The sequence below is a fragment of the Hyphomicrobium sp. genome (assembly GCF_036262015.1).
Lineage (GTDB): Bacteria > Pseudomonadota > Alphaproteobacteria > Rhizobiales > Hyphomicrobiaceae > Hyphomicrobium_C.
In genome coordinates, this window is sequence record NZ_DATAJR010000009.1 from 288121 (window position 1) to 309739 (window position 21619).

Genomic DNA, 21619 nt, shown 5'->3' on the forward strand with positions numbered 1-21619 from the left:
CCATGCTACTGCGCCTCGCCAGCGGCGCAACGCTCGCGCTGAGTATAAGAAAGCTTCGGACAAGCTACTTTCTGATCCGAGCGCCGACTCGAACCTCATCGATCTCGTAGTCACCATCGAGGTCGTGTGAGGCAAAATCGAGATGCTGATAGCGCGCAAACAGGACCAGCTCGGGGCTCGCGTAGTACTCGATCCCGGCGAACGAGGTGAGCGTGCTCTCCGTGACGGGCGTGTGGTCGTAGTCGTTGAACGTGTAGATCAAGCCCGCGGACGCGATTAGGAAGCGGCGCAGCGCGTGCCGTCCCTCGAGTCCGACCGTGTGAGCAATGACGCCGCCTGAGTCTTGAGTGGTCGTGTCGTCGATATCGCTCTGGGCCGTCAGCAGAAACGATGTGATTTCGGTTGGACGCCAGGCGAGGTTGGCGTCGAAGAGGAACGCGTCGACGGGTTGCAGGCGTTTGTCGTTGGGTGTCTGGCGGCCATAGCCTACGCTGATGGTGCCGCGCAGAATGGCGCCCGTCGATCCGAAATCCAAGCCTACGCGTGTGCGTGTTCCTTCTGAATCGCGCGGGATGCCATCCGGCGGCAGAACCGCCGCCTTATCGCGTTGATTGAACTCCTGCTCAGCGTAAACCGAGAGCGTGGGCTTGAACTCCCATGCGGCGCGAACAGCCTGCTGCGTTTCGACCGTATCGCGGTCGGCGTTGCTGATGTCGTCGGTTTCTGAATAGGTGCTGTCCGCGACCGATCCTCTCAAGCGGACGGAGAGGCGGTTGAAGCGATGGTTCAGGGCCAGCTCCGCCACATCAACCGTCACGTTTGCGCGTGGACCAATGAGGTTGGCGTCGATCGCGGAGCGATCTTCCTGGCTGTAGCTGTGGCTCGCGAGGCCCTGGATGTTCGTGCGGCTCGAAATGTCGAGGCGGCCGCGCGCTTCGACCGCCCAGGCGCGGTCATCCTCCGACGGGAACTCGTCATAGAAGCTTGAGACGGTGGTGCCCTTGAGCTCGACGGCATGCCGCGACCAATTGGAGACGAGGCGCGCCGTGGTGTTGATCGATGCTGCGATGTCGGAGCGCGCGTCCGGAGAGCTCAGGACGTTGTTGGTCCAGAGGCCGCCGATCTCGGCTTCCGGAAAGAAGACGAAGCTACCGATACGAATGCCGATTGGATCGTATGGCTCGAAGAAGGCCAGGCGCGCCGGACGGCGATCGGTGCGAACGGTATCGTCGATGTCCTCGATCTGGAACAGCAGGGGATCCGGGCCAGCAGGGGGATTGTCGAAGACGTCCCGGTCTTCCGGAGGGCGTGCATCGCGGAGAGGGTCGCCTCCGTCCTCGGGGGCGACCGGCTCGCTGATATCAATGATGCCGTCGTCTGATGCACCGTCGGCCGAAATGTCTCCGTCGACGGCGCCACCGTCTTGCGGGCTTGCGCGGTCATCCTGGGGCGGGGTTCCGGAGGCGTCATCCTCGGTTGTCTGGGGCTCGCCCGGGTCGATATCCACGGCGTCCGAATCTTCGATGGCGCCGCGCAGACGCCGCGGAGGGGTTTCGAAGGCGGTGGCAGGGTCGCTCGTGGTGGCGGCGATGGAACGGCTTCCGGCCCTGGGCGTAGCCGATGGGTAGTCTTGGGCGTTGGCTGATGGCGCGTGCAGGACGGCTGCCACGAGCGTTGCCGCCGCGAAGCCGAACAGGATCAAGCCAAGCCGCCAGACCACTGTCAAAGTGGCGCCCTCATGTGGATCGAACCGCACGCGACGCACACTGAAAAAGCCGGACTGCGAGAGCCCGGCAAACCTGTGGATTCGACAGTAGGGAGCGGCGGTTAACGAGGCCTTAAATAAGCCCTCAGACGGGCTCGACCCTGAAAACCGTGCCGTTGGCGCCGGTGATGCGCACGCGTGTTCCTTTGGGAGCGTCGTCGCCGGTAGCCATCCAGAGCGTGTCGCCGACACGTACTCGGCCGCGACCGCCGGTGATGTCGTCTTCAACGGTTACGATCTGGCCGAAGTACTGCGCGCTGCGCTGGTTGAGGTCCTTGTCCTCACTCTCGACGTTCTGGGCGTTCGTAAAGCGGCGAACCCAGAAAACCGTTGCGACCGAGATCACCGCGAACAGCACGAGTTGCCAAGGGAAGCTCAGGGCTTCCCCTAGACCCACCGCGGTGAGCAGGAACACGAGCACGCCAACGACTGCGGCTGACAGGCCGAACCACAGGAAATGTACGCCGGGAACGAGTGTTTCCAGCGCCATCAGCGCGACACCGGCAATGAACCAGTTCCAGGTGCCGAGGCTGGCGATGAGATCAGAGAGGGCGGACATTGGGATCACCGCGTTTCATGAGGTGTCCGGTATGACCAAGCAGCTCGATCATACCGGATTTGAGATTGGCGAACCAGTTTACGAGCGTGACGAGGGGACGCTCGTCGTGCGGCCTGCCGGGGGCGTCGCGGGAGCCTGAGGTGACGACGCTCCGCCGAATGCTTCGCTTGTGATCTGCGCCAACCCGCCGAGCGAGCCGATGATGGACGACGCTTCGAGCGGCATCATGATCACCTTCTGGTTCGGCGCCTTGGCCAGGGCTTCGAGCGCCTTCATGTAGTTGTTGGCGACAAAGTAGTTGATGGCCTGGACGTTGCCGGACGCGATGGCGTCGGAGACGAGGGAGGTAGCCTTGGCTTCGGCTTCCGCGGCACGCTCGCGGGCTTCGGCATCCTTGAAGGCGGCTTCGCGGCGGCCTTCGGCTTCCAGCACGACAGCCTGCTTTTCGCCTTCGGCCTTGAGAATGGCAGCCTGGCGGAGACCCTCGCTCTCCAGGATCTGGGCGCGCTTCTCGCGCTCGGCCTTCATCTGGCGGGCCATGCTGTCGATGAGATCGCGCGGGGGCGCGATGTCCTTGATCTCGATGCGGGTGACCTTGACGCCCCAGGATTCCGTCGCGGCATCGACAACGTGCAGGAGCTGCGCATTGATCTTGTCGCGGTTGGAGAGCAGCTCGTCGAGATCCATCGAGCCCATGACGGTGCGGATGTTGGTCATGGTCAGGTTGACGATGGCGTGCTCGAGGTTGTCCACCTCATAGGCCGACTTTGCCGCGTTCAGCACCTGGAAGAAGGCGACGCCGTCGACGCGCACCATGGCGTTGTCACGCGTAATGACATCCTGGCTCGGGATGTCGATCACCTGTTCCTTGACGTTTACGTGATGGCCGACGCGCTCGACGATCGGGACGAGAAAGTGGAGACCCGGCATAAGCGTGCGCGTGAAGCGGCCGAAGCTCTCGACCGTGTAGTTGAAACCCTGCGGCACGACTTTCACGGTCGACCACAGCACCGCTGCCGCCAGCACGATCAAGAGAAGGCCGAAGAGCTCGAAGCCGCCAAACATTCCTAAAGTCCTTTCCCGACGAACGATCCGTTCGAATCTATCAGAGCACTGCTTTCTTGCCCTCAAACTAAGAATGTTTGAAGGCGCAGTCAGCGACGATCTAAGGGGATGCTTACTGATTGCAGTGCCGGGGGGAACTGACAGTCCTTAGGGTGTCAGGTTGACGGCACAATCAGATCCAGCCGGACAGTTCGCGCCGTACGACGGCCTCGATGACGTCGATTCCGGCCTGGCTGTCATTGAGCGCGGGGAGATAGGCGAACTTCTCGCCGCCTCCCGCCTCGAAAATGTGGCGGTTCTCGCCGTCCAGCTCTTCCAGGGTCTCCAGGCAGTCGGCGGAAAAGCCGGGGGCTACAAGGGCCAAACGCTTCACGCCTTCGCTCGCCAGACGCTCGACCGTTTTGTCGGTGTAGGGCTGGAGCCACGGATCGTTGCCGAAGCGCGACTGGAAGGTGGTGAGCCAGCGGTCGGCAGGCCAGCCGAGCTTTTCCCGCAGAAGGCGGGAGGTCTTCTGGCATTGGCAGTGATAGGGGTCGCCCTTCGCGAAGTACTTCTCCGGCATGCCGTGGAACGTGGCGATGATGCGCTCCGGTTCGAAGTCGAGCTTTGCGAGGCTCTGCGTCATGGATGCGGCGAGGCGATCGATATAGACCGGATCGTCGTGGTAGGCGGGTGCAACTCGGACTGCAGGCTGCCAACGCATTTTCATAAGGGCACGAAACGCGTGGTCGGCGGCGGTGGCCGTCGTTGCGGCGGCGTATTGCGGATAGAGTGGCACGAGCAGGACGCGCTCGCAGCCGGCCTCCTGAAGGGCCTTGATGCGGCTCTCGGTCGTGGGATTCGCATAGCGCATCGCCCAATCGACGATGACTTGCGGATGATCCGAGAGACGGTCCTTGAGCTTTTCCGATTGTGACCGGCTGATCGTCTTGAGAGGGCCTTCGTCGCGCTCGTTGTTCCAGATGGTCGCGTAGTCGCGGCCTTTGCGGCCGGGACGGACCGTGAGGATGATGAGGTTGAGGATCGGCCACCACTTCCACTTCGGTTCCTCGATGACGCGGTCGTCGGAGAGGAATTCCTTCAGGTAGCGGCGCATGGACCAGTAGTCGGTGCCGTCCGGTGTGCCGAGGTTGAGCAGCAGCACGCCGATACGTCCGTACTTGATATCGGGATGGTTCTTCGGCCAGTTGCTGCGATCCGGCTCGAAGGTGTCCTCCACTTTCCTCAACATTCTAAAGTCGGCTCCCGATTCTCTGCTGCTCGTAAGGGTTGCGCACGCCTTGCTGGATGGCATCCTGTGCGGTTTCAACCGCGGGCCGGAGCTGCGGTTTTGGCCCTTGGACGCTTCTGGACCTCGGGTTCTTCTGCGAGATCGTCGGTCGGATCCCTTTCAACCGCGGCTTTCCACACGGTTGCAATCCTGCGGCCATGGGCCTTGGGACGTTCGGAGAAGAGCATGTCCCCACGCGGCTTGGTGGCGAGCCGAAGGGCCTGTTGGCGCGTCTCTAGCAGGCTTTCGATTTCTTGTCTGTCTTCCAGGGAAAGGGCGGACGGTGGCAGCGCCCTCATTTTCTCCCTCAGTATCGCCAGGTCGTGGTCGTCGCCGAGGATCTGCGACAGCTCGCGAGCCAACGCGACGTGTGCGTCGAAGTGCGCGGGCCACGCCTTCGATACGAGCGACATGTGGCGCCAGAGGGCCTGAACGGATTTGCGCCAGTCGTGAAAGGCTTCGTCGGTGTTTTCTTGGTACGCCCGCTGGCGACGCGCGAGGCCGCGTCGATAATTGCGTACGAGCCCGCGTTCGAGTGTCGAAAAGCAATCCGGCGTGATCTGCCAACGGCGAACACGGCGCAGGGCGCGCTCGAGCTCGGTATCGGTTTCGGCGAGGCCAGTGCCGATGGAGATAGCATTTTGTGCGCGTTGGACGAGGATGGCTGCTTTAAGACGCGCCAATGCATGCGTCGCGTGTCCGACCTCTTCGCTCGTCATAAGCTTGACGATCGTTTCGATCATGACGTGATCGTCGCGCGCGGGCGCTAAGGCCAATCCGATCAAGCGAAAGCGCGCGTTTTCGGCGCGGAATACGTCGTCGCCCAATCCCTCTCGTCCGAGCCGGAGGAGGGCCCGGATCCGCTTCATGCATTTGCGGGCTTCGTGCACTTCAGCGGCGGGATCTTTTTTGGCGCGGATCTGGCTTTGTGCGCGCTCGATCTGCTCAACGGCAATACGGCGGAAGCCTTGTTCGATCGGCTCGCCGAGCTTTAATCGGAAGGCCATAGGGCGGTCCGCTCTCTGCCAGTTCTGGTTCTGGCGGTTATAGCGGGTGTGGCATCCACTTTGCCATGGGGCCAATTGGAAAGGTTGGCAAATATTTTGACTGAGCTCTCAGTCGTCGAGCTGCACAATGGAGATGCAACCTTTTGGCGTCGTTGGAGAATTCTCGGCTGCGCCAGGCGTGACCGGTTTCCATTTGAGATCGGAATCAAAACCGTGGCCCGAGCAAGCTTGCGGCTGGACGTCGGCCTTTTGCGGGGCTGGCTGGCTGCTTATTGTCCGTCCGCCAACGAGGGTCGCTTCGCCGTCTTCTCGGCGGGCTTTCCGCCATTGGTCGAGACTTTGGCGCGCAGTGCACGGAAGGGCGTTGGTACTGCAGGCAGACGGAAGCGCTACCGATGCAAGCCAGAACGTGCGGCCACGTGGATCGACGAGGCGGATCGCGGTTGCTGCCGCCGGCGGTCCGGACGCGATCTGCGGCGGTTCAGTGTCTGCGAGGTGGAGGGCCAGCGTGCGCGCCGTCACGCGGAGATTTTCGTCGGCTCTTACAGCAATGGCTGTCGCGGGTGGCAATGCGGCGGTGTTGGTTGCGACGCCATCTGAGACGTCGGTGGAAATGAGCCGGCGCGAAACAATCAGGCGCCAAGAGCGCGGCGGGAAGATGCGGCGAAGCGGTGCGGCAGCCTTCACGCCCTGGATCAGAACCGCATCGATGCCGGCGAGCGCCGCCAGGGAGCCTTCGCCAGCTACGATCCTCGGCTTTGGTTTTTCGGTCTGTCGCTCGGAGCCGAAGGACGTGCGCCAAGCTGTGTGTAGCGTTTCCACCGACTGTGACGGCACGAGGTCCGGAACTTCGGCGAGATCGAGGATGGCGATTTTCAAGCCGCTCGCTTGGGTTGCGTGGAGTTCTTCCGCTTTGGCGGAGACGGCCGCCAGCCCCGTGACCAAGGCGGTGATTTGGGCTAAGCACAGGATCTTGGCCGACGAGCGGTGCGGTCGTGTCTTGCGGGTTGGGGTGTGCGTCACGGGCACGCGGCATCTCCTCAGAAGCCAAACGGCGACGGCGGCGCTACATTCACGTCCGATTCTGGGGCTATCCTCGAACGAGTCCCCCTAACTGGCAAGGCATTCGAGATCCATGCTCGCAGTCCCCGAGAGAGAGCCATCTGCAAGCCGGTGGGCCTCGCGCACCGCGCTGTTCTCCTTCGGCCTCATCGTTGCTGCCGCGTTCCTGCATCGGCTGTTCGGCATGCCGACGCCGGTTGCGTTCAATTTACTCGTCGTGGCGCTGGGCGTTGCCGTGCTGGCCATTTTGAGCGCGGTTATTGCTGCCGCCATCATTTGGAATACCGGCCGGCCAGGTACGGCACGCGTTCTGTTCGCGGTGTGCTTCAGCCTCGTGCTTCTCGCGGCACCCGTCCTTTACCTGGCCTGGGTCCGCAATTACCCGCTGCTGAGTGACATCACCACGGACTTCGACAATCCGCCCGCGTTCGCAGCGCTCGCCCGGCTTCGCGGCCCGGGCGACAATCCGGTGGGCTATGATCGTGCGTTCGCCGAAGAACAGATGCGGGCTTATTCCGACATCCGGCCGATGACCATCGCGCGTTCGAGCGAGGAAGCTTATGCCCTGGTGGTCGACGCCGTGAAGCGGCTGAGGATGGAGCGCGAGCGCGAGGACCCGCCTGATTTGGAGAAGGGAACGCCTGGGATCATCGAGGCCGTGGATCGCACGTTGATCCTGGGGCTCTATCAAGACGTGGCGATCCGCATCACGGGCGGAGAGGAGAGCGCGCGTGTGGACATCCGTTCGGCCTCACGCTTCGGCCACAGTGACATGGGCCGGAATGCAGAGCGCGTTCGTGAGCTTATGAAAGAAATCCGGGCGCGAGTCGATGCGACGATGCCCACCGCCGAGGATGCGCGAGAAGAGGGTGCCAAGCGCGGTGCTAAGCCGGAGAGAGCTGGCGGTCCCAAGTCGGAAAACCGTCGCAAATCACGAGTCCGCGAGCAATAAGATGCTCGACGTGGGCCTGGACGGAGAGCGCGGCTGCACTCGTTAGCTTCTGGTCGATCGTCGGATAGATGACAGGCACGATGGATTGGATCGTGCCGATGCCGCCGCGTATGGCTTCCAGGATCGACTCCTCGCGCCAGCGGCGATGAAGGAGATAGGCGCGAATGGTTCGCTGTGGCCCATCGAGGCGTCCGCCGTGGCCCGGCAAATAGACATTTTCGGATCGCGCGAGCAACAGCTGTAGCGAGGCGACATAGTCCGACATGGAGCCTTCGGGCGGCGCGACGAGTGTCGTATTCCAGGCCATGACGTGGTCGCCTGAGAAGAGCGTCGACCGTCCGAGGAGCGCGAAGCAGAGGTGGTCGGGTGCGTGGCCCGGAGTATAGAGCGCTTCAAGCCGCCACTCCGGGCCTTCGATCAGCTCGCCGTGAGTTACCTTCACGTCGGGGATGAACACGTAATCGATGAACTCCGCGCCTTGCGGGTTTGTGCTTGGACCGACCGGGGCAAAATCCTCACGCCCATAGCCATAGATCGGCGCATCCGTGGCGGCTTTCAGAGCTGCCGCTCCATCCACGTGGTCGCGATGGGCGTGTGTGATGATGATCTGTCGGATCGGCCGGCCGGCTGCTGCCTTTAGGATCGCAGCGAGATGGGCTTCGTCGTTCGGGCCAGGATCGATAACGGCCAGCTCCGTCATGCCGACAAGATACGTGTTCGTGCCCTTGAAGGTTAATGGGCTCGGATTGTTGGCAACGATGCGCACAATGCCGGGGCTTACGGGGGCAGGCTCGCCGTAAGCGAAGTTCATCGTTGTCTTGAAAGACAGTTCGTGGCTCATCGGCCGGGACCTTAGTCGATCCCAGCCGTTGCGCATAGGTGGCGCCCGGTCGCTCGTCGCGAGAGAGTTTACGAGCGGTTCAGGCTATCCGTTCAGCTGGTAGGTATGCGCGAGCCAGCGATAGGCGGTCGGGCTCTGGCGTTCGACATAGCCGACCGACGGGAACGGCATGTGATAGCCGATGACCGGAATGCGTTCCGCGGCCAGCATGTCGAAGACGCGCTTGCGCGTGGCCGCGCCTTGCTCTTTGTCGACGTCGAACACGCAGTGCCAATCAGGCCGGGTGAGGGACGCCACTTGGTGATGGGCGCAATCGCCCCAGAAGTAGATCGACTGGCCTTCGCTTTCGATGTGGAAGTTCAGATGTCCCGGCGTGTGTCCGTAGGCTTCGATGGCGCGGATGCCTGACACGACATCGTCACCCGGCTTCAGGAACGTGAAGCGGTCGGCGATGGATTTCGTGTTGGCGCGGAACACGGCCGCCAGTTTCTCCAATTCGCCGGTGTGCTTTCCTTCGGGCGCCCAGAAGTCGTACTCGATTTGGCCGATCACGTAGCGCGCATTGGGAAACTGCGGTTTGCCACCCTCCATAAGGCCGCCGACATGATCGGGATGGCCGTGGCTGAGCACGACCACATCGATGTCTTCACGTTTAAAGCCTGCCGGTGCGAGTTCTGCAGCCAGCCACCCCCCGTTTGGGCGCGGCACGAAGCCATTCTCGCCATTGCCGGTGTCGAACAGCACGAGCTCGCGGCCGGTATTGATGATGGTGGGAGTAAAACCCGGCTGATACTTGCCCTCCGGCAGAAGATTGTCGCGCATCAGGGTCCGGACGTTGGCTTCTTCATCGTTGGCGCCAATGATCGGATAGGGGCCGTCGATGAAGACTTCGGAGTCGGCGATCGTCGTCATCTCGAAGTTGCCGAGCTTGAAACGCCAGTGTTTAGGCTGCCACGGACCGAGTTTGGATGCGGCTGCATACGCCGGAACCGACGCTCCGCGCATTGCCAGTGGCGCCGTCGCGAGGGCGGCGGCCGAAGTCAGGATTTGCCGGCGGTCTAGTGCCGCCCTCCTGCTGTCGCCATGATCCGAAATCAACATTGAGGTAGGCTCTCCGAATTGCTATGCGCGATTTACAGAACCTAGCGACGCGGGGGCGGATGCACTTGAACGAACGTGCTGCGAGTTTGTCCCGGAACGAGGAACTGCTGCCGATCTGGCATCTCGATCCGCGCCGCGCGCTGTTCGTCGGGCCGCTCACCTACAACGCTCCGCACGCGCACAGCGTGCCGGTTTATCTGGCTGGCTTGTACGAGCGCTTTCGGCTGCGGATCGAAGGGCGGGCTTGGCAGCACTGTCGTACGGCCGTCATTCCTGCTGGCGTTTCGTACGAGTTCGATGTCGCCGGGCAGCCGTTGGCGGTGCTTTATCTCGAACCTTGTGAAGCGGGATTCGATGCGCTTGTTCCGCTGATGGGTACCTGCCGCGCGGATGGGCGCGCGTTGCTGGGGAGCAGCGGAGAACTCTCGATTTTGCGCGCGCTCTATGAAACGCGCGACAGTGCGCGCTGGACAGATGCTGCTCTCGATAGCTTGCTGGGTTTTTCCAGCTCGCGGGCGAGGCGCGCGATGGATCCGCGCGTTTCTCACGTTGTGGCGGCGCTCGCGAGGAACGATCGAGATACGTCGAGCGCCGCGGTCGCTGCACGTGACGTGGGGCTTTCGTCCTCGCGCTTTCAACATCTCTTCGCGCAGGACGTCGGCGTGCCGTTCCGGCGTTTCCGGGTCTGGCAGCGCTTGCGCAGTGCCATTGGCGAGATCGTTGCCGGCAGCAGCTTTACCGATGCGGCGCATGCTGCGGGTTTCGCGGATCAGGCGCACTTTTCGCGCGCGTTTCGGCGGACTTTCGGCGCGCCGGCCTCTCCGAGCTTGCGCCATGTTCGGCGCGCCTAGCCGTTAAGGCCCGCAGCTTCGAGCGCGGCAGCGACGCGCAGGCAATGATCCTCGCGCCAGGGTGCCGCGATGACCTGGATGCCATAGGGTAGCGCACCCGTCTCACGGACCGGCACGGCAGCGACAGGCAGGCCAACGAATGAAATCGGCTGCGTGTAGATGCCCATATTGGCGCGGAGCGGAACCTCGCGTCCTCCGAGAACAATCGTTTTCTGTCCGAGGCGCGGCGCACTACAGGGCGCGGAGGGTGCCAAGATCACGTCGTGTCGCGCGAAGATGTCCGTCATCGTGTTCTCGAACATGCGGCGGAAGCGCTGTGCGGAGACGTACCAGCTCGCGGGCAGGAGCGCGCCAGCAATGAAGCGATCCCGCGTGTCGGGATCGAAGTCGGCCGGGCATTTCCGTAAGCGTTCGAGGTGGAGGGCACTGCCTTCGGCGTTGGTGATCAGGAACGCGGCCGCGCGGGCTTCGGCGGCGCGTGGAATGTCGATCTCATCCGAAACATCGAGTGCTTTCGCGGCGCGCTCCAATGCGGCCAGCGCGCCCGGTTCGGCATCGGTGCGGAAATAGCCCGTGGCGATGGCAATACGGAGACCGTCTCGTCCCTTCGCAATGTCTGATTGTACGCGAGCAACGGGGCGCCGCGCGCATACGGGGTCGGATGCGTCTTGGCCCTGGAGCGCGTCGTAGGTGACGGCGAGATCCTGGACAGAGCGCGCGAATGGGCCGAGGTGGTCGAGGCTGTCGCAGAAGGGAAAGGTTCCCGTGCGCGGCAGGCGGCCGTACGTCGGCTTCAGGCCATAGAGTCCGCAGAAGGCCGCAGGCACGCGGATCGACCCGTTCGTATCGGAGCCGAGTGAGACCGGCACAAATCCGGCCGCAACCGCCGCCGCCGATCCGCCCGACGATCCGCCCGTCATGCGGGTCGTATCGAGCGGATTGCGTGACGGGCCGTAGTGGGCGTTCTCACCCGTAAAGTCGTACGCGTACTCGCCCATGTTGAGCGCGCCGAGAAGGACGGCTCCTGCAGCCTGCATTCGCTGGACCAATAGCGCGTCGGTCGTCGCCGGGGGATAGGCGGCGTTGATCTTCGAGCCTGCGCGGGTCGGAATGCCGGCGACGGCGTAAAGGTTCTTGACGGCGTAGGGCACGCCCGCCAGCGGGCCGAGTTTGTGGCCGGCGGCACGGCTGCGATCCACCGCTCGCGCTTCCGCTAGGGCACGTTCCGCTGTGATGTCGGTAAAGGCGCCGATCTCTGCATCGCGCGCGGAAATGCGCTCGAGTGCGGCGCGGGTGATCTCCTCGGCGGAGACTTCGCCGCGTGCGAGCGCACAGGTGATCGCTTGGGCGCTTTGAGCCAGGGAAGCGGTCATTCTGATGCGTGCGGTGAAAAGACAGCGGCGGCCTCGGCCGACGTTGCGGCTTCCGTTGCTTCGATCATCTTGGCCATTCCGCGGGCAACCTCGAAGAACATGGCGACGTTGGGTTTCCATTCCGGACGGACCGATATACCCAAATTCTCGGTGGCTCGATCAATGTAATCATTGAGGAATTCGGTCGTCATCACAGGTTTCCTAGGGGTGTGTCGGGCGGATGATAGCGATGCCGACCTCGGTGCCATAGCCTGAACGGCGATTTACCTTCAAGGCTACGTTGCGGGGGCAGACGTGCGACTAAGTTTTCTTGACGGCCTTCGGGGCTGGGGGGCAGTTTTTGTCCTGAACTATCACGTGTTCTGCAGTGGCCTCGCGCCCTATCCTCCGGTTGCCCACGAGTTGCGCTCCTTCATTCCATTCAGTGGGCTCGTGGCGGTCCTGACGTTTTTTCTCGTGTCCGGCTTCGCGCTGTCGGTGAAATTTCTCTCGAAGAACGATCCGCTCGATCTCGTCCGCATCGCAGCCGGGCGATATCCCCGCCTGGTGTTACCGATCTTCGCCATCTGCGCCGTCGTCCACGTTGTATGGATGCTTGGTTTCTTGGCCCCGCCCGTGGAACGCCTTGAAGCGTTCCAGCGCGCGCTGACGGTTGAACCGACCCTCGGCCATCTGCTTCGGTTTTCATTCTGGGATGTCTTCGCGAACTATTCCTCGGCCAAGACCTATGTCGGTCCATTGTGGACGATGCAGACGGAGCTGATGGGATCGTTCCTAGTCGTGGGCGCTCTCCTTGTCGTGGGACGGCTTCCCATGCGCATGGCTGTCATGGGCGTACTGTCTGCCGTTCTCATGGGGTTCGACAATCCGCTTGCACTTTTTGCGCTCGGAGTCGTGTTTGCCGACGCGTTTCAGCGCGGATGGTTCGAAGGCCGGCCCGCGTGGATTGGTGTTGTGCTGATCCTCGTCGGGTTTGCCGCGCCATTGGTATTGGAACCGCACATCAATGCCGCGAACATGATCGGGGTCTCGGCGCTGTTTCTGGGCTGCGTTCTCTTGGCGCCAGTGGCGCGTGCGCTGTCAGGCAAGCTTTCGCGTCACCTGGGCTACATCTCTTTTCCGCTCTATCTCGTGCACGGACCGGTCATGATGATCGTCGGCGCGCCGCTCATGCTGCATTACGGCGTAACCGTCGGTGACAAGATCGCGATCGATCTGTTCGTCGTTGTGTTGTCATTTGCGGCGGCCTATGCCTTCGCGCCAATCAACGACAGGGCCATCGTTATTTCGCGCTGGATCGGCGATGCGATTGGGGGTTTGATGCCTGCTAGAGCCGAGGCGACAAGAGCTTAGCGTATCGCGCTGCCGGATGCTCGGGCTCGCCTCGGTCGGATTACGAGGAAAGGAGCATCGGATGAGCTGGCAACCTTGTGACGACCCGAAGCCCGGCGATGCAGCGTCGTGCGATGCCATCGAGCACATCATCGTGCCGCGGGTGCGTGATCTCGGTGGGTTCGAAGTGCGGCGTGCGCTTCCGGCGGCGGCAAAGCAGATGGTCGGGCCGTTCATTTTCTTCGATCAGATGGGGCCGGCGGAATTCCTGATCGGCAGCGGCATCGATGTGCGGCCGCACCCTCACATCGGCTTGGCAACCGTAACCTATCTGTTCGAGGGCGAGCTGATGCACCGGGACAGCCTCGGCACGGAGCTTGCCATCAAGCCTGGCGAGCTCAACCTCATGTCGGCAGGCCGGGGCATCGTGCATTCCGAGCGGTCGAGTGCCGAGGCGCGGACGCACGAGAGCCGCGTGTACGGCATTCAGGCGTGGGCTGCTCTGCCGAAATCGCATGAGGAGGATCAGCCGGCCTTTGCGCACTACGATGCTCCTTCGCTGCCGCGCATTGCGGGCGAGGGCAAGACCGTCCGCCTCATCATGGGCTCGCTTTACGGAGCGCGCTCCCCGGCTGTGTTTCCGCATCCGTGCTTCTACGCCGAAGCCGTGCTCGCGCCGGGGGCCGTGCTGCCGCTCGATGCCGACTATGATGAACGCGCAGTCTATATCGTTTCGGGCGAAATCGATGTCGCGGGCCAGTCGTTCGGCTCAGGGCGGCTGCTCGTATTCCGGCCTGGCGACCGGATCTCGATCCTCGCTACGTCGATGGCACGTCTGATGCTGGTTGGCGGCGAGCCGATGGACGGGCCGCGGCACATTTGGTGGAACTTCGTTTCGTCGTCGAAAGACCGTATTGATGCCGCCAAGGCGGATTGGAAGGCGCGGCGATTTTCACCCGTTCCGACAGACGTCCAAGAGTTTATCCCGCTCCCGGAGTGACTTGCTGGCGCGGCAGGAAATTTTAGGGCACCGCAGCGAAGAAACACGGTATGCGGCGGGCGTGTTAGGCGCTACTGATAGACCTACCCCCAGGTGGGCCACCAAGCCGGAGAAAATTATGTCCCAGAATCCGTTCGAAATCCCCCAGCAGATGCGCGATCTCGCGGAAAAGAATGTCGATCAGGCCCGGGCGGCGTATGGTCAGTTCATGGATGCGATGACCCAGGCCATGAGTTTCTGGACGAAGACGCTTCCTGCCAATGACATGTCATCTGGCTTCAGAGCTGTGCAGGACCGGGCGACGAAGTTCGCCAAGCAGAATGCGGAAGCCGCGTTCGCTCTCGCAAGCGACCTCGCTAGCGCCAAGGACATTCAGGAAGTGCTCGCGCATCAGAGCCGCTTCGCACAGTCGCAGATGCAAGCCTATGCTCTGCAGGCGCAAGAGCTCGGCCGACTCGTCACTGACGCCATGCAGGGAATGCAGAAGAAGTAAGCTCTCGTCTTGGGCGTGTGACTAGAGAACGCCGACGCATAATTTTGCTTAGAAATATTTTTGGATCGGTGGGCAGGGGAGGGGCACGTAGACGCTCCAAGACTACGGCTGCCCACCTAAGGATCGTACCGAAGACGGACGGTCTTTTTTGATGTTGACATGAACCCCCTTCCCCAATGCACACTCGCGCCGTGATGGTTCCACCGCTCACCCGAGCGTTGGATTAATAGGGAACGCGGTGAGACGAAGTGTCGATGCCGCGGCTGCGCCCGCAACTGTAGACGGCAAGCTTCGAGGGAACTGCCACTGGTGACCCTGTCGCTGGGAAGGCCACTCGAAGCGCTTGAGCCGTAAGCCAGGAGACCTGCCCTCACAAGTCGCCCACCGTGATCCTGCTTCAACAGCAGAGCCCGATACCCGGCTCAAACGTGCGGCGCTACGCAACGCGCTTCGCCAAAGCGCGCGACGAGCGGATGCATCCGGCGATACGGAAACGGCAAGACGCGTTGCGTCATGGCGCGCATGCTTTGACAAAGCCGATGAGCTTGCGGATGAGGATCCGGCTTAGCTAGGGAGCCTGCGTCAGAATCTCAACGTCCGATTTCCAGGTCGCGATGCCGTCGGCTGTTGCGCGGTATGTGGCGTTGCCTACCGCTTCTCCGATCGCAGTATGGAGACCTGCGAACGGTGCGCCGTTGCTTCCGTGAGGTGCCGCAACGACGATGCAGTCCGTTCCCGTTCCCGTGACGAGAACGCCGCCTCGGCGGACCTTCGCATCCATGACGGCCGCAGTCCGGGCTTGCGTAACGATCGACATCGTTTCGAGCAAGGCGGCCTCGGTCAGAGGCTCAGCGATATGAACGAGTGTGTTGATCGTGCCTGGGACGCGAACCTTTTCGAGGCTGCGCTGGCCGACACGTTCGCCATTGGACAGTCCCAAGGTCGTAACGCATGTGGCGACGGCGCCATCGATACGAGCTTGCGATATCTGATGGCGATCGACGTTTCGCGACGTGACCAGCGCCACTGCGTCCATGAGCTTCGCTTCGGAGATGCGCTGTTCAATGTATCTCGTTGCGTCGACGTCTTCGCTCAAATCCGCGTTGCGAACCTCGATCCACGCGACACGCGTGGCGCTACGCAGACCGGGATGCGTCAGCGACCAGCTCAGCATCTGCTGTGGCTTGGGAAACGTCGCGACAAGCAGTCGCGGCTGGCATTCGATCGTGAAGGGAAGGGTCAAGAAAGGAGCCTCGGCAAACGCAGATGGATCAAACGTAAGCGGATAGTCTTGTCGCCCAAGAGTATCGCGATGGACGGTGGGTCGCACAGCGAAACAAAAATTCGCGTTGACAGAGTCTACCTCGGAATGCGTTTCTAGAAGCGTGACGGTGTTGCCATGCGCGCGAGCGCATGGATGACGAAGAGGGAACACGGTGAGACGCGATGAACGTCGATCCCGTGGCTGCGCCCGCAACTGTTAGCGGCAAGTCCTCTCCAAACTATGCCACTGACGCTTCGCTTGAAGCGTCGGGAAGGCTGGAGAGCGACGCTTGAGCCGTGAGCCAGGAGACCTGCCGGCACAAGTCGCCCATCCTCCGTGCGGGACGCTCGGTGGAACGGTTACCCGTAGTGGCGGCTGATGTGCAACCGATTGGGAGCGACGTCAGGTATGGCCGGGGTTTTCTTCACTTCGTGAAAAGATAGAAATCGGGCTCGTTGAGGAGAGCTGCGCCGCGTCGTGGATTATCCGCGGCTCTTCGGCGTTGCGTGTGCCTGTCGCGTCCATCCAGCTGAGCTTGTCGAAGCTCCCGTCCATCATTCGTGACGGGGGAATACTTGTTGTATCGAATTCGCATTGGCGCCACGCAGAGACTGGCGTTCTTGACGCGTGGGCTCCTGTCGAGCAGCGCGGTGCTTCTTGTGCTGATTTCCACAGCTCATGCCCAGCAGACGGCGCTTGCTCTTGAACCGGAAGAGCTTCCACCCGTCGTCGTCGAAGGCGCGACTGTCGAGAAGCCGAAGGTGAGCGTGAAGAAAGGGGACGGTGCGCAGTCCGCTCCCGTTCGGGGGCCGCTGGAGGCAAGTGAAGCCGCCGCGCTGACGTCGGACGCGAACGTTTCAACCGGTGGGAAAACCGTAACCGGTGTACCCGCGCACCAGATCGGCTCTGCGGTTACGGTGGTGACAGGGACGCAGCTTCGCGCACAGCAAGTTCGGAACGCTGCAGATGCGCTGCGCAGCTTGCCGGGCGTGCATGTGAGCCAATCCGGCAGCGGCGGAGGCCTGACGCAAGTTCGCATTCGCGGCGCAGAGGCGAACCACACGCTGGTTCTCATCGACGGGATCGAAGCGAGCGATCCCAACAACGGAGAGCTCGATTGGTCGAACCTGATGGCGGAAGACATCGAGCGCATCGAGGTCATCAGGGGCGCGCAAAGCGGCATCTACGGATCGCGCGCAATCGGCGGTGTCATCAACATCATCACGCGCGGCGGCAAGGGGCCGCTGACGCTGTCCAGCCGGGTGGAGTTCGGCTCCTACGGCACGCGCGATGTGTCTGCGCGAGCGTCGGGAGGAACCGATAGTTTTTGGCTTTCGGTCGCTGGAAACTATCGGGAGCAGAACGACTTCAACTGGTCTATCTATGGCGACGAGGATGATCCGTGGGACAACGGAACCATCAACGTCAAGGGTGGTTTCAAGATCATTGAGGGAATGACCCTCGATTTCGTCGTTCGAGACACGACAAAGAACGTCGACTCGGACAACGAGAGTTTCATTCCGCAAACAGGCCTGAACGGTGCGGTGGACACCGCTGACTCCAGCGTCGCTGATCTGTTCCTCGGGGGTGCGACTCTTCGGTGGGACATGCTAGGCGGAGCTCTGACCCACGTCGCCAAAGCAAATCGTAATACCACCGAAGTGGACTACGAAAGCGAATGGTATGGACCGAGCGCTTTCGACGCCAAGGCGGACACGTTCTCGTATTTGGCCACCTATCGCTTCGCGACACCGTCAGTTTCAGCGAAGCATGCTCTGAGCGGGTTCGTCGAGAATAAGCGCGAAGACTTCACTCCGTTTGCAAGCTATGCCGACCCTCTTACGCGCAAGCGGGAAGCCATCTCCACTGTGGGTGAGTATCGCGGCGAGTATTTCGATCGCGTATTCGTGGACGCATCCGTTCGCCATGACGACAACGATACATTCCGCGATTTCACGACTTGGCGCTCCGGCGTTTCGGTCGTCTTGCCGGAAGTCAACATGCGTCCGCATGCGAGCGTCGGCACCGGCGTTGCACTTCCCGGCATGTTCGAGCAGTTCGGCTATGTCGCGGGGTCTTTCATCGGCAATCCGAATTTGAAGCCGGAAGAGTCGTTCAGCTGGGACGTTGGCGTTGAGTTTTCGGCACTGCGCGGCAAGGCGCTCCTGGACATCACATATTTCAACGCGGATCTGAGCAATAAAATCCAGGGGACGGGAAATTCGATGATCAATCTCGAAGGCGAAAGCCAACGTGATGGCATCGAAATCTCGGGGCGCATTCTTGTGACACGCGCACTCAGCCTCGGAGCGAGCTACACATACCTGAATGCCAAGGACCCGAATGGTCTCGAGGAGATCCGACGTGCGCCTCACTCTGGCCGCGCTGACCTCAACTACTCGTTCGATGAGGGCAGGGGCAATTTCAATCTCGCGGCGATCTACAACGGTGACACTATCGACAACAACTTCGGGACATGGCCCGCGACCCGTGTTCTGCTCGACGAATACCTGCTCGTGAATGCGGCCATTTCCTACGACGTGCAGCCTGGTTTTCAGGTCTTCGGCCGTGTCGAAAACATTCTCGACGAGCGGTATGAGGAGATCTCGGGTTACAACACGCTTGGTGTCGCGGCCTATGCAGGCGTCAAGATCACGCTCGAAGATCCGAACACTGCGGCTTGGGCAAAGTACCGTTAACCCTGGCCGGCACTCGCACCGCATAGGCTTTGCGCGAGAATGCCACTCTTGTACGCCGAAGGATGTCAGCCCTCGGCGTAGCACCCTCCAGAAGATCAATCGGATGCTCGAATGCGACACTTAATATTGCGGATGATCGGATGTCTGGCCGCCTGTATCGGTTTGACGGCGTCCGCGCTTTCGGCTCCTGCAGGCGGTGCGCCGCAGCGTGTCGTTTCCATGAACCTGTGCACGGACCAGCTTGCAATGCTGGTCGCCGGTGAGGGGCAGCTTCACTCCGTGTCCTATCTCGCGATCGATCCGGAGGGTTCCGTTCTGGCGGAGGAGGCCCGGCGCTTCCCGATCAACCACGGGCGTGCGGAAGAAATTTTCATGATGCACCCGGACCTCGTTCTGTCCGGCACGTTCACAGGCCGTGCAACGGTTGCCCTACTAAAGCGCCTGGGCTTCCACGTCGAAGAATTTCCCCCGTCGTACTCGTTTCCGGAGATCAGGGAGCAGGTCCGCCGGATGGGCCGTCTCCTCGGTCGCGAGTCGAGGGCTGAGGAGCTGGTGCAGGAGCTGGATACGCGCCTCACGCAGTTTCCGGATTCGGATCGGAAGAACTGGCGTCCTTTAGCGGCGCTGCACTACGCCAACAGCTACACATCGGGCTCCGGGACGTTGGCCAGCGCCGTCGTCGAGCGCTCCGGATTGGAGAACCTCGGAACGAAGCTTGGGCTGGTTGGGACGATCCGGCTTCCTCTGGAGGTTCTTGTCGCCTCGGCTCCCGATTTGATCATCGGGGGTGTCCGTCCCAGCAAGGCACCGGCACTTGCCTACCAGACGTTTGAGCATCCGGCTCTCAGGGCTGTCCTCGAAGGGGGAGAGCTGACGTCTATTCCCGACAAGTATTGGGTTTGCGGGGCACCGTTCACGGCGCAAGCCGTGGGGCTGCTGTCTGCGCAAGCGCAAGCCTTGCGGGCGAAGCGGGGCACCGGGAAATGAGTCACCGCAGCCTTCTGGCGATCTTAGGCAGCGTCGTCGCGGCGCTGTTTCTTGCGTCCCTGCTGGTCGGGCCAGCTGGGTTGGATCTCGCGACATCGATTGGCGGTCTGTTCAACGGCGACAACGAAGCGGCTCGACTCGTGATGCAGGAGATCAGGCTGCCGCGCGCCATTCTCGGCCTCATGATAGGCGCGACGCTCGGTTTGTCGGGCGCGGTGCTCCAGGGCTATCTGCGTAATCCGTTGGCCGATCCCGGTGTGCTCGGGATCAGCTCGTCTGCATCGTTCGGTGCGGTGATCGCCATCTATACCGGGCTCTCTGCGGCGTTCTCGCTCGCGCTCCCGCTGATGGCGATGGCTGGGGCGGTGGGAGCCGTCGTGCTGATCCAACTCCTCTCCGGCGCCTACGCTGGGACGCTGACGCTGATCCTGTCAGGGGTTGCGATCACGAGTCTTGCCGGGGCGATGACGTCGCTCGCGCTCAACCTTTCTCCTAATCCGTTTGCTGCGCTCGAAATCCTATTCTGGATGCTTGGCTCGCTCGCCGACAGGTCCATGCTGCATGTCTGGATGTCCGCGCCGTTCATGGTTGCCGGATGGGTGATGCTGCTCGCGCTCGGTCGCGCACTGGATGCGCTGACGTTGGGGCGGGATGTGGCTTCCAGCATGGGCATCCGGCTTGCGCGCACGCAATGGCTGGCCGTGCTCGGTACAGCCGCATCCGTTGGCGCGGCGACGGCAGTTGCGGGAGCGATCAGCTTTGTAGGCTTGATCGTGCCGCACATGCTCCGGCCGCTGGTCGGCGCCCAGCCAAGCCGCCTTCTCACCGCCAGCGCATTGGGAGGAGCGGCCCTCATCCTGGCGTCCGACATCGCAACGCGGATCATCGCGCCGGGCCGGGATCTCAAGCTCGGCGTCCTAACGGCGATTGTCGGCGCGCCATTCTTCCTTTGGCTCGTGATCAAGAACCGGAGGAACGTGCTGTGACCATGCTAACGGTTGAGGCTCTGTCGGTCACGCTTGGCACGCGGCAAATCCTGCGGGACGTGTCGCTGTCGATCCGCGGTGGCGAGCTGATTGGATTGATCGGACCCAATGGGGCCGGCAAGTCGACCTTGATCAAAGGCATCCTTGGGCTGCTGCCGGCATCCGGAAACGTTTTGATCGACGGTCAGCCCGTCACAAGCCTGGAGGGTGCCGAGCGTGCCCGGCAGATGAGCTACCTCCCGCAGGATCGGGATGTCGCCTGGCAGCTCACGGCCGCCAAAGTCGTCGAACTCGGACGGACGCCTTATCTGCAACCCATGCGAGGGCCGACCGAAATCGATGCCGCAAAGGTCGCGGAAGCGATGGGCGAAGCCGATGTGCTTCCGCTGCGCGACCGGCCTTTGTCTGAGCTTTCCGGAGGTGAACGGGCGAGGGTGCTGATCGCCCGCGCGCTTGCGCAGGACACGCCTGTTTTCCTCGCCGATGAACCGACGGCGGGTCTCGATCCGGCGCACCAAATCAGCCTTATGCGGGTCTTGTCGCAGCTGGCGCAGCGCGGCCGGATCGTGGTGGCTTCGCTTCACGAGCTTTCGCTCGCCGCCCGATGGTGCACACGGCTAATCCTTCTCGACGGCGGTTCAATCGCTGCGGACGGGGCGCCTGAGGTTGTCCTGACGGAACAGAACCTGGCGGCGGTATACGGTATCTCCGCGTATCTGCGTCACGGCGAGAACGGCCTGATCGTCCAACCGCTCGATACGATCGCGATGGCCTGAGGTGACCGGCGAGGCAAGCGCGGACGCCCCGGTGCGGAGCTGCGCCAGCGAAGTCTTGCTGATTATTGGTGGCGTCGTGGGTCGAGCCGTACCGGCTCTCACCCAACGTTTTGAAGACATTGGTCGGAGCGGGGAGATTCGAACTCCCGACCCCTTGCTCCCGAAGCAAGTGCGCTACCAGGCTGCGCTACGCTCCGCCCGACCTCAATGTCTTGACGTGCTTGAAAAACACTCTT

Annotated in this window: 20 protein-coding genes, 1 tRNA gene and 2 riboswitches; of the genes, 9 read left to right on the plus strand and 12 right to left on the minus strand. The window is 62.1% G+C overall.

All coding sequences use genetic code 11. The features are described from left to right. Window positions 1-64: 64 nt before the first annotated feature. From VHO05_RS16875 to VHO05_RS16900, 6 genes are all read right to left on the minus strand, one after another. Complete coding sequence (locus tag VHO05_RS16875; RefSeq protein ID WP_329648191.1) at window positions 65-1720, minus strand: outer membrane beta-barrel protein; 1656 nt, start codon at window positions 1718-1720, stop codon at window positions 65-67. 130 nt (window positions 1721-1850) lie between these two features. Continuing rightward, window positions 1851-2324, minus strand: a complete 474-nt coding sequence (locus tag VHO05_RS16880; protein ID WP_329647781.1) for an NfeD family protein — start codon at window positions 2322-2324, stop codon at window positions 1851-1853. Window positions 2325-2402: 78 nt separating this feature from the next. Then, entirely contained in the window at window positions 2403-3389 is a 987-nt protein-coding gene (locus tag VHO05_RS16885) for an SPFH domain-containing protein (RefSeq protein ID WP_329647782.1), read from the minus strand. Window positions 3390-3561: 172 nt separating this feature from the next. Then, the gene (hemH, locus tag VHO05_RS16890) at window positions 3562-4620 is read right to left on the minus strand and encodes a ferrochelatase (protein ID WP_329647783.1); all 1059 of its coding nucleotides are present in this window, start codon (window positions 4618-4620) and stop codon (window positions 3562-3564) included. Window positions 4621-4694: 74 nt separating this feature from the next. Continuing rightward, window positions 4695-5666 (minus strand): CHAD domain-containing protein, encoded by a 972-nt coding sequence (locus tag VHO05_RS16895; protein WP_329647784.1) that lies wholly within the window; start codon window positions 5664-5666, stop codon window positions 4695-4697. 108 nt (window positions 5667-5774) lie between these two features. Then, window positions 5775-6695 carry a hypothetical protein gene (locus tag VHO05_RS16900; protein WP_329647785.1) on the minus strand — a complete coding sequence of 307 codons (921 nt, stop codon included), beginning with the start codon at window positions 6693-6695 and terminating at the stop codon, window positions 5775-5777. 106 nt (window positions 6696-6801) lie between these two features. Here VHO05_RS16900 and VHO05_RS16905 point away from each other — a divergent pair, with 106 nt between their 5' ends. Continuing rightward, complete coding sequence (locus VHO05_RS16905; RefSeq protein WP_329647786.1) at window positions 6802-7680, plus strand: DUF1499 domain-containing protein; 879 nt, start codon at window positions 6802-6804, stop codon at window positions 7678-7680. On the opposite strand, the gene VHO05_RS16910 is transcribed toward VHO05_RS16905, so the two are convergent. Then, on the minus strand, window positions 7613-8521 hold the full coding sequence (locus VHO05_RS16910; RefSeq protein WP_329647787.1) for an MBL fold metallo-hydrolase: 909 nt from the start codon (window positions 8519-8521) through the stop codon (window positions 7613-7615). The genes VHO05_RS16905 and VHO05_RS16910 overlap by 68 nt on opposite strands. A gap of 84 nt (window positions 8522-8605) precedes the next feature. Further along, the gene (locus VHO05_RS16915; protein WP_329647788.1) at window positions 8606-9622 is read right to left on the minus strand and encodes an MBL fold metallo-hydrolase; all 1017 of its coding nucleotides are present in this window, start codon (window positions 9620-9622) and stop codon (window positions 8606-8608) included. A gap of 59 nt (window positions 9623-9681) precedes the next feature. On the opposite strand from VHO05_RS16915, the gene VHO05_RS16920 reads away from it, so the two are divergent. Further along, on the plus strand, window positions 9682-10473 hold the full coding sequence (locus VHO05_RS16920; RefSeq protein WP_414653799.1) for a helix-turn-helix domain-containing protein: 792 nt from the start codon (window positions 9682-9684) through the stop codon (window positions 10471-10473). Here VHO05_RS16920 and VHO05_RS16925 read toward each other — a convergent pair. After that, window positions 10470-11846 (minus strand): AtzE family amidohydrolase, encoded by a 1377-nt coding sequence (locus VHO05_RS16925; protein WP_329647790.1) that lies wholly within the window; start codon window positions 11844-11846, stop codon window positions 10470-10472. The genes VHO05_RS16920 and VHO05_RS16925 overlap by 4 nt on opposite strands. Continuing rightward, window positions 11843-12037 carry a DUF4089 domain-containing protein gene (locus VHO05_RS16930; protein WP_329647791.1) on the minus strand — a complete coding sequence of 65 codons (195 nt, stop codon included), beginning with the start codon at window positions 12035-12037 and terminating at the stop codon, window positions 11843-11845. The genes VHO05_RS16925 and VHO05_RS16930 overlap by 4 nt, the downstream gene beginning before the upstream one ends. Window positions 12038-12140: 103 nt before the next feature. On the opposite strand from VHO05_RS16930, the gene VHO05_RS16935 reads away from it, so the two are divergent. From VHO05_RS16935 to VHO05_RS16945, 3 genes are all read left to right on the plus strand, one after another. After that, on the plus strand, window positions 12141-13199 hold the full coding sequence (locus VHO05_RS16935; RefSeq protein WP_329647792.1) for an acyltransferase family protein: 1059 nt from the start codon (window positions 12141-12143) through the stop codon (window positions 13197-13199). 61 nt (window positions 13200-13260) lie between these two features. Beyond that, complete coding sequence (locus tag VHO05_RS16940; protein WP_329647793.1) at window positions 13261-14178, plus strand: pirin family protein; 918 nt, start codon at window positions 13261-13263, stop codon at window positions 14176-14178. 118 nt (window positions 14179-14296) lie between these two features. Then, window positions 14297-14671 (plus strand): phasin family protein, encoded by a 375-nt coding sequence (locus tag VHO05_RS16945; RefSeq protein ID WP_329647794.1) that lies wholly within the window; start codon window positions 14297-14299, stop codon window positions 14669-14671. A gap of 178 nt (window positions 14672-14849) precedes the next feature. Beyond that, window positions 14850-15057, plus strand: a riboswitch (cobalamin riboswitch). Window positions 15058-15239: 182 nt separating this feature from the next. Here VHO05_RS16945 and VHO05_RS16950 read toward each other — a convergent pair. Continuing rightward, window positions 15240-15914, minus strand: coding sequence for an adenosylcobinamide amidohydrolase (locus VHO05_RS16950; protein ID WP_329647795.1), 675 nt, complete (start codon window positions 15912-15914; stop codon window positions 15240-15242). A gap of 129 nt (window positions 15915-16043) precedes the next feature. Beyond that, window positions 16044-16267: riboswitch (cobalamin riboswitch) on the plus strand. Between the two features lie 288 nt (window positions 16268-16555). On the opposite strand from VHO05_RS16950, the gene VHO05_RS16955 reads away from it, so the two are divergent. From VHO05_RS16955 to VHO05_RS16970, 4 genes are all read left to right on the plus strand, one after another. Continuing rightward, window positions 16556-18634, plus strand: a complete 2079-nt coding sequence (locus VHO05_RS16955; RefSeq protein WP_329647796.1) for a TonB-dependent receptor plug domain-containing protein — start codon at window positions 16556-16558, stop codon at window positions 18632-18634. A gap of 111 nt (window positions 18635-18745) precedes the next feature. Next, window positions 18746-19621, plus strand: a complete 876-nt coding sequence (locus VHO05_RS16960) for an ABC transporter substrate-binding protein (protein ID WP_329647797.1) — start codon at window positions 18746-18748, stop codon at window positions 19619-19621. Continuing rightward, the gene (locus VHO05_RS16965) at window positions 19618-20607 is read left to right on the plus strand and encodes an iron ABC transporter permease (protein WP_329647798.1); all 990 of its coding nucleotides are present in this window, start codon (window positions 19618-19620) and stop codon (window positions 20605-20607) included. Before VHO05_RS16960 ends, VHO05_RS16965 begins: the two co-directional genes overlap by 4 nt. After that, window positions 20604-21383, plus strand: coding sequence for an ABC transporter ATP-binding protein (locus VHO05_RS16970; RefSeq protein ID WP_329647799.1), 780 nt, complete (start codon window positions 20604-20606; stop codon window positions 21381-21383). Before VHO05_RS16965 ends, VHO05_RS16970 begins: the two co-directional genes overlap by 4 nt. 120 nt (window positions 21384-21503) lie before the next feature. On the opposite strand, the gene VHO05_RS16975 is transcribed toward VHO05_RS16970, so the two are convergent. Further along, window positions 21504-21580: transfer RNA gene (locus VHO05_RS16975), tRNA-Pro, on the minus strand. Between the last annotated feature and the right edge of the window lie 39 nt (window positions 21581-21619).

Bases quoted from the DNA above. Each gene is read 5' to 3' on its own strand.
- VHO05_RS16880 (WP_329647781.1), bottom strand. From the start codon at position 2,324: ATGTCCGCCCTCTCTGATCTCATCGCCAGCCTCGGCACCTGGAACTGG.
- VHO05_RS16885 (WP_329647782.1), bottom strand. From the start codon at position 3,389: ATGTTTGGCGGCTTCGAGCTCTTCGGCCTTCTCTTGATCGTGCTGGCG.
- hemH (WP_329647783.1), bottom strand. From the start codon at position 4,620: ATGTTGAGGAAAGTGGAGGACACCTTCGAGCCGGATCGCAGCAACTGG.
- VHO05_RS16895 (WP_329647784.1), bottom strand. From the start codon at position 5,666: ATGGCCTTCCGATTAAAGCTCGGCGAGCCGATCGAACAAGGCTTCCGC.
- VHO05_RS16905 (WP_329647786.1), top strand. From the start codon at position 6,802: ATGCTCGCAGTCCCCGAGAGAGAGCCATCTGCAAGCCGGTGGGCCTCG.
- VHO05_RS16910 (WP_329647787.1), bottom strand. From the start codon at position 8,521: ATGAGCCACGAACTGTCTTTCAAGACAACGATGAACTTCGCTTACGGC.
- VHO05_RS16915 (WP_329647788.1), bottom strand. From the start codon at position 9,622: ATGTTGATTTCGGATCATGGCGACAGCAGGAGGGCGGCACTAGACCGC.
- VHO05_RS16920 (WP_414653799.1), top strand. From the start codon at position 9,682: ATGCACTTGAACGAACGTGCTGCGAGTTTGTCCCGGAACGAGGAACTG.
- VHO05_RS16925 (WP_329647790.1), bottom strand. From the start codon at position 11,846: ATGACCGCTTCCCTGGCTCAAAGCGCCCAAGCGATCACCTGTGCGCTC.
- VHO05_RS16930 (WP_329647791.1), bottom strand. From the start codon at position 12,037: ATGACGACCGAATTCCTCAATGATTACATTGATCGAGCCACCGAGAAT.
- VHO05_RS16940 (WP_329647793.1), top strand. From the start codon at position 13,261: ATGAGCTGGCAACCTTGTGACGACCCGAAGCCCGGCGATGCAGCGTCG.
- VHO05_RS16945 (WP_329647794.1), top strand. From the start codon at position 14,297: ATGTCCCAGAATCCGTTCGAAATCCCCCAGCAGATGCGCGATCTCGCG.
- VHO05_RS16960 (WP_329647797.1), top strand. From the start codon at position 18,746: ATGCGACACTTAATATTGCGGATGATCGGATGTCTGGCCGCCTGTATC.
- VHO05_RS16965 (WP_329647798.1), top strand. From the start codon at position 19,618: ATGAGTCACCGCAGCCTTCTGGCGATCTTAGGCAGCGTCGTCGCGGCG.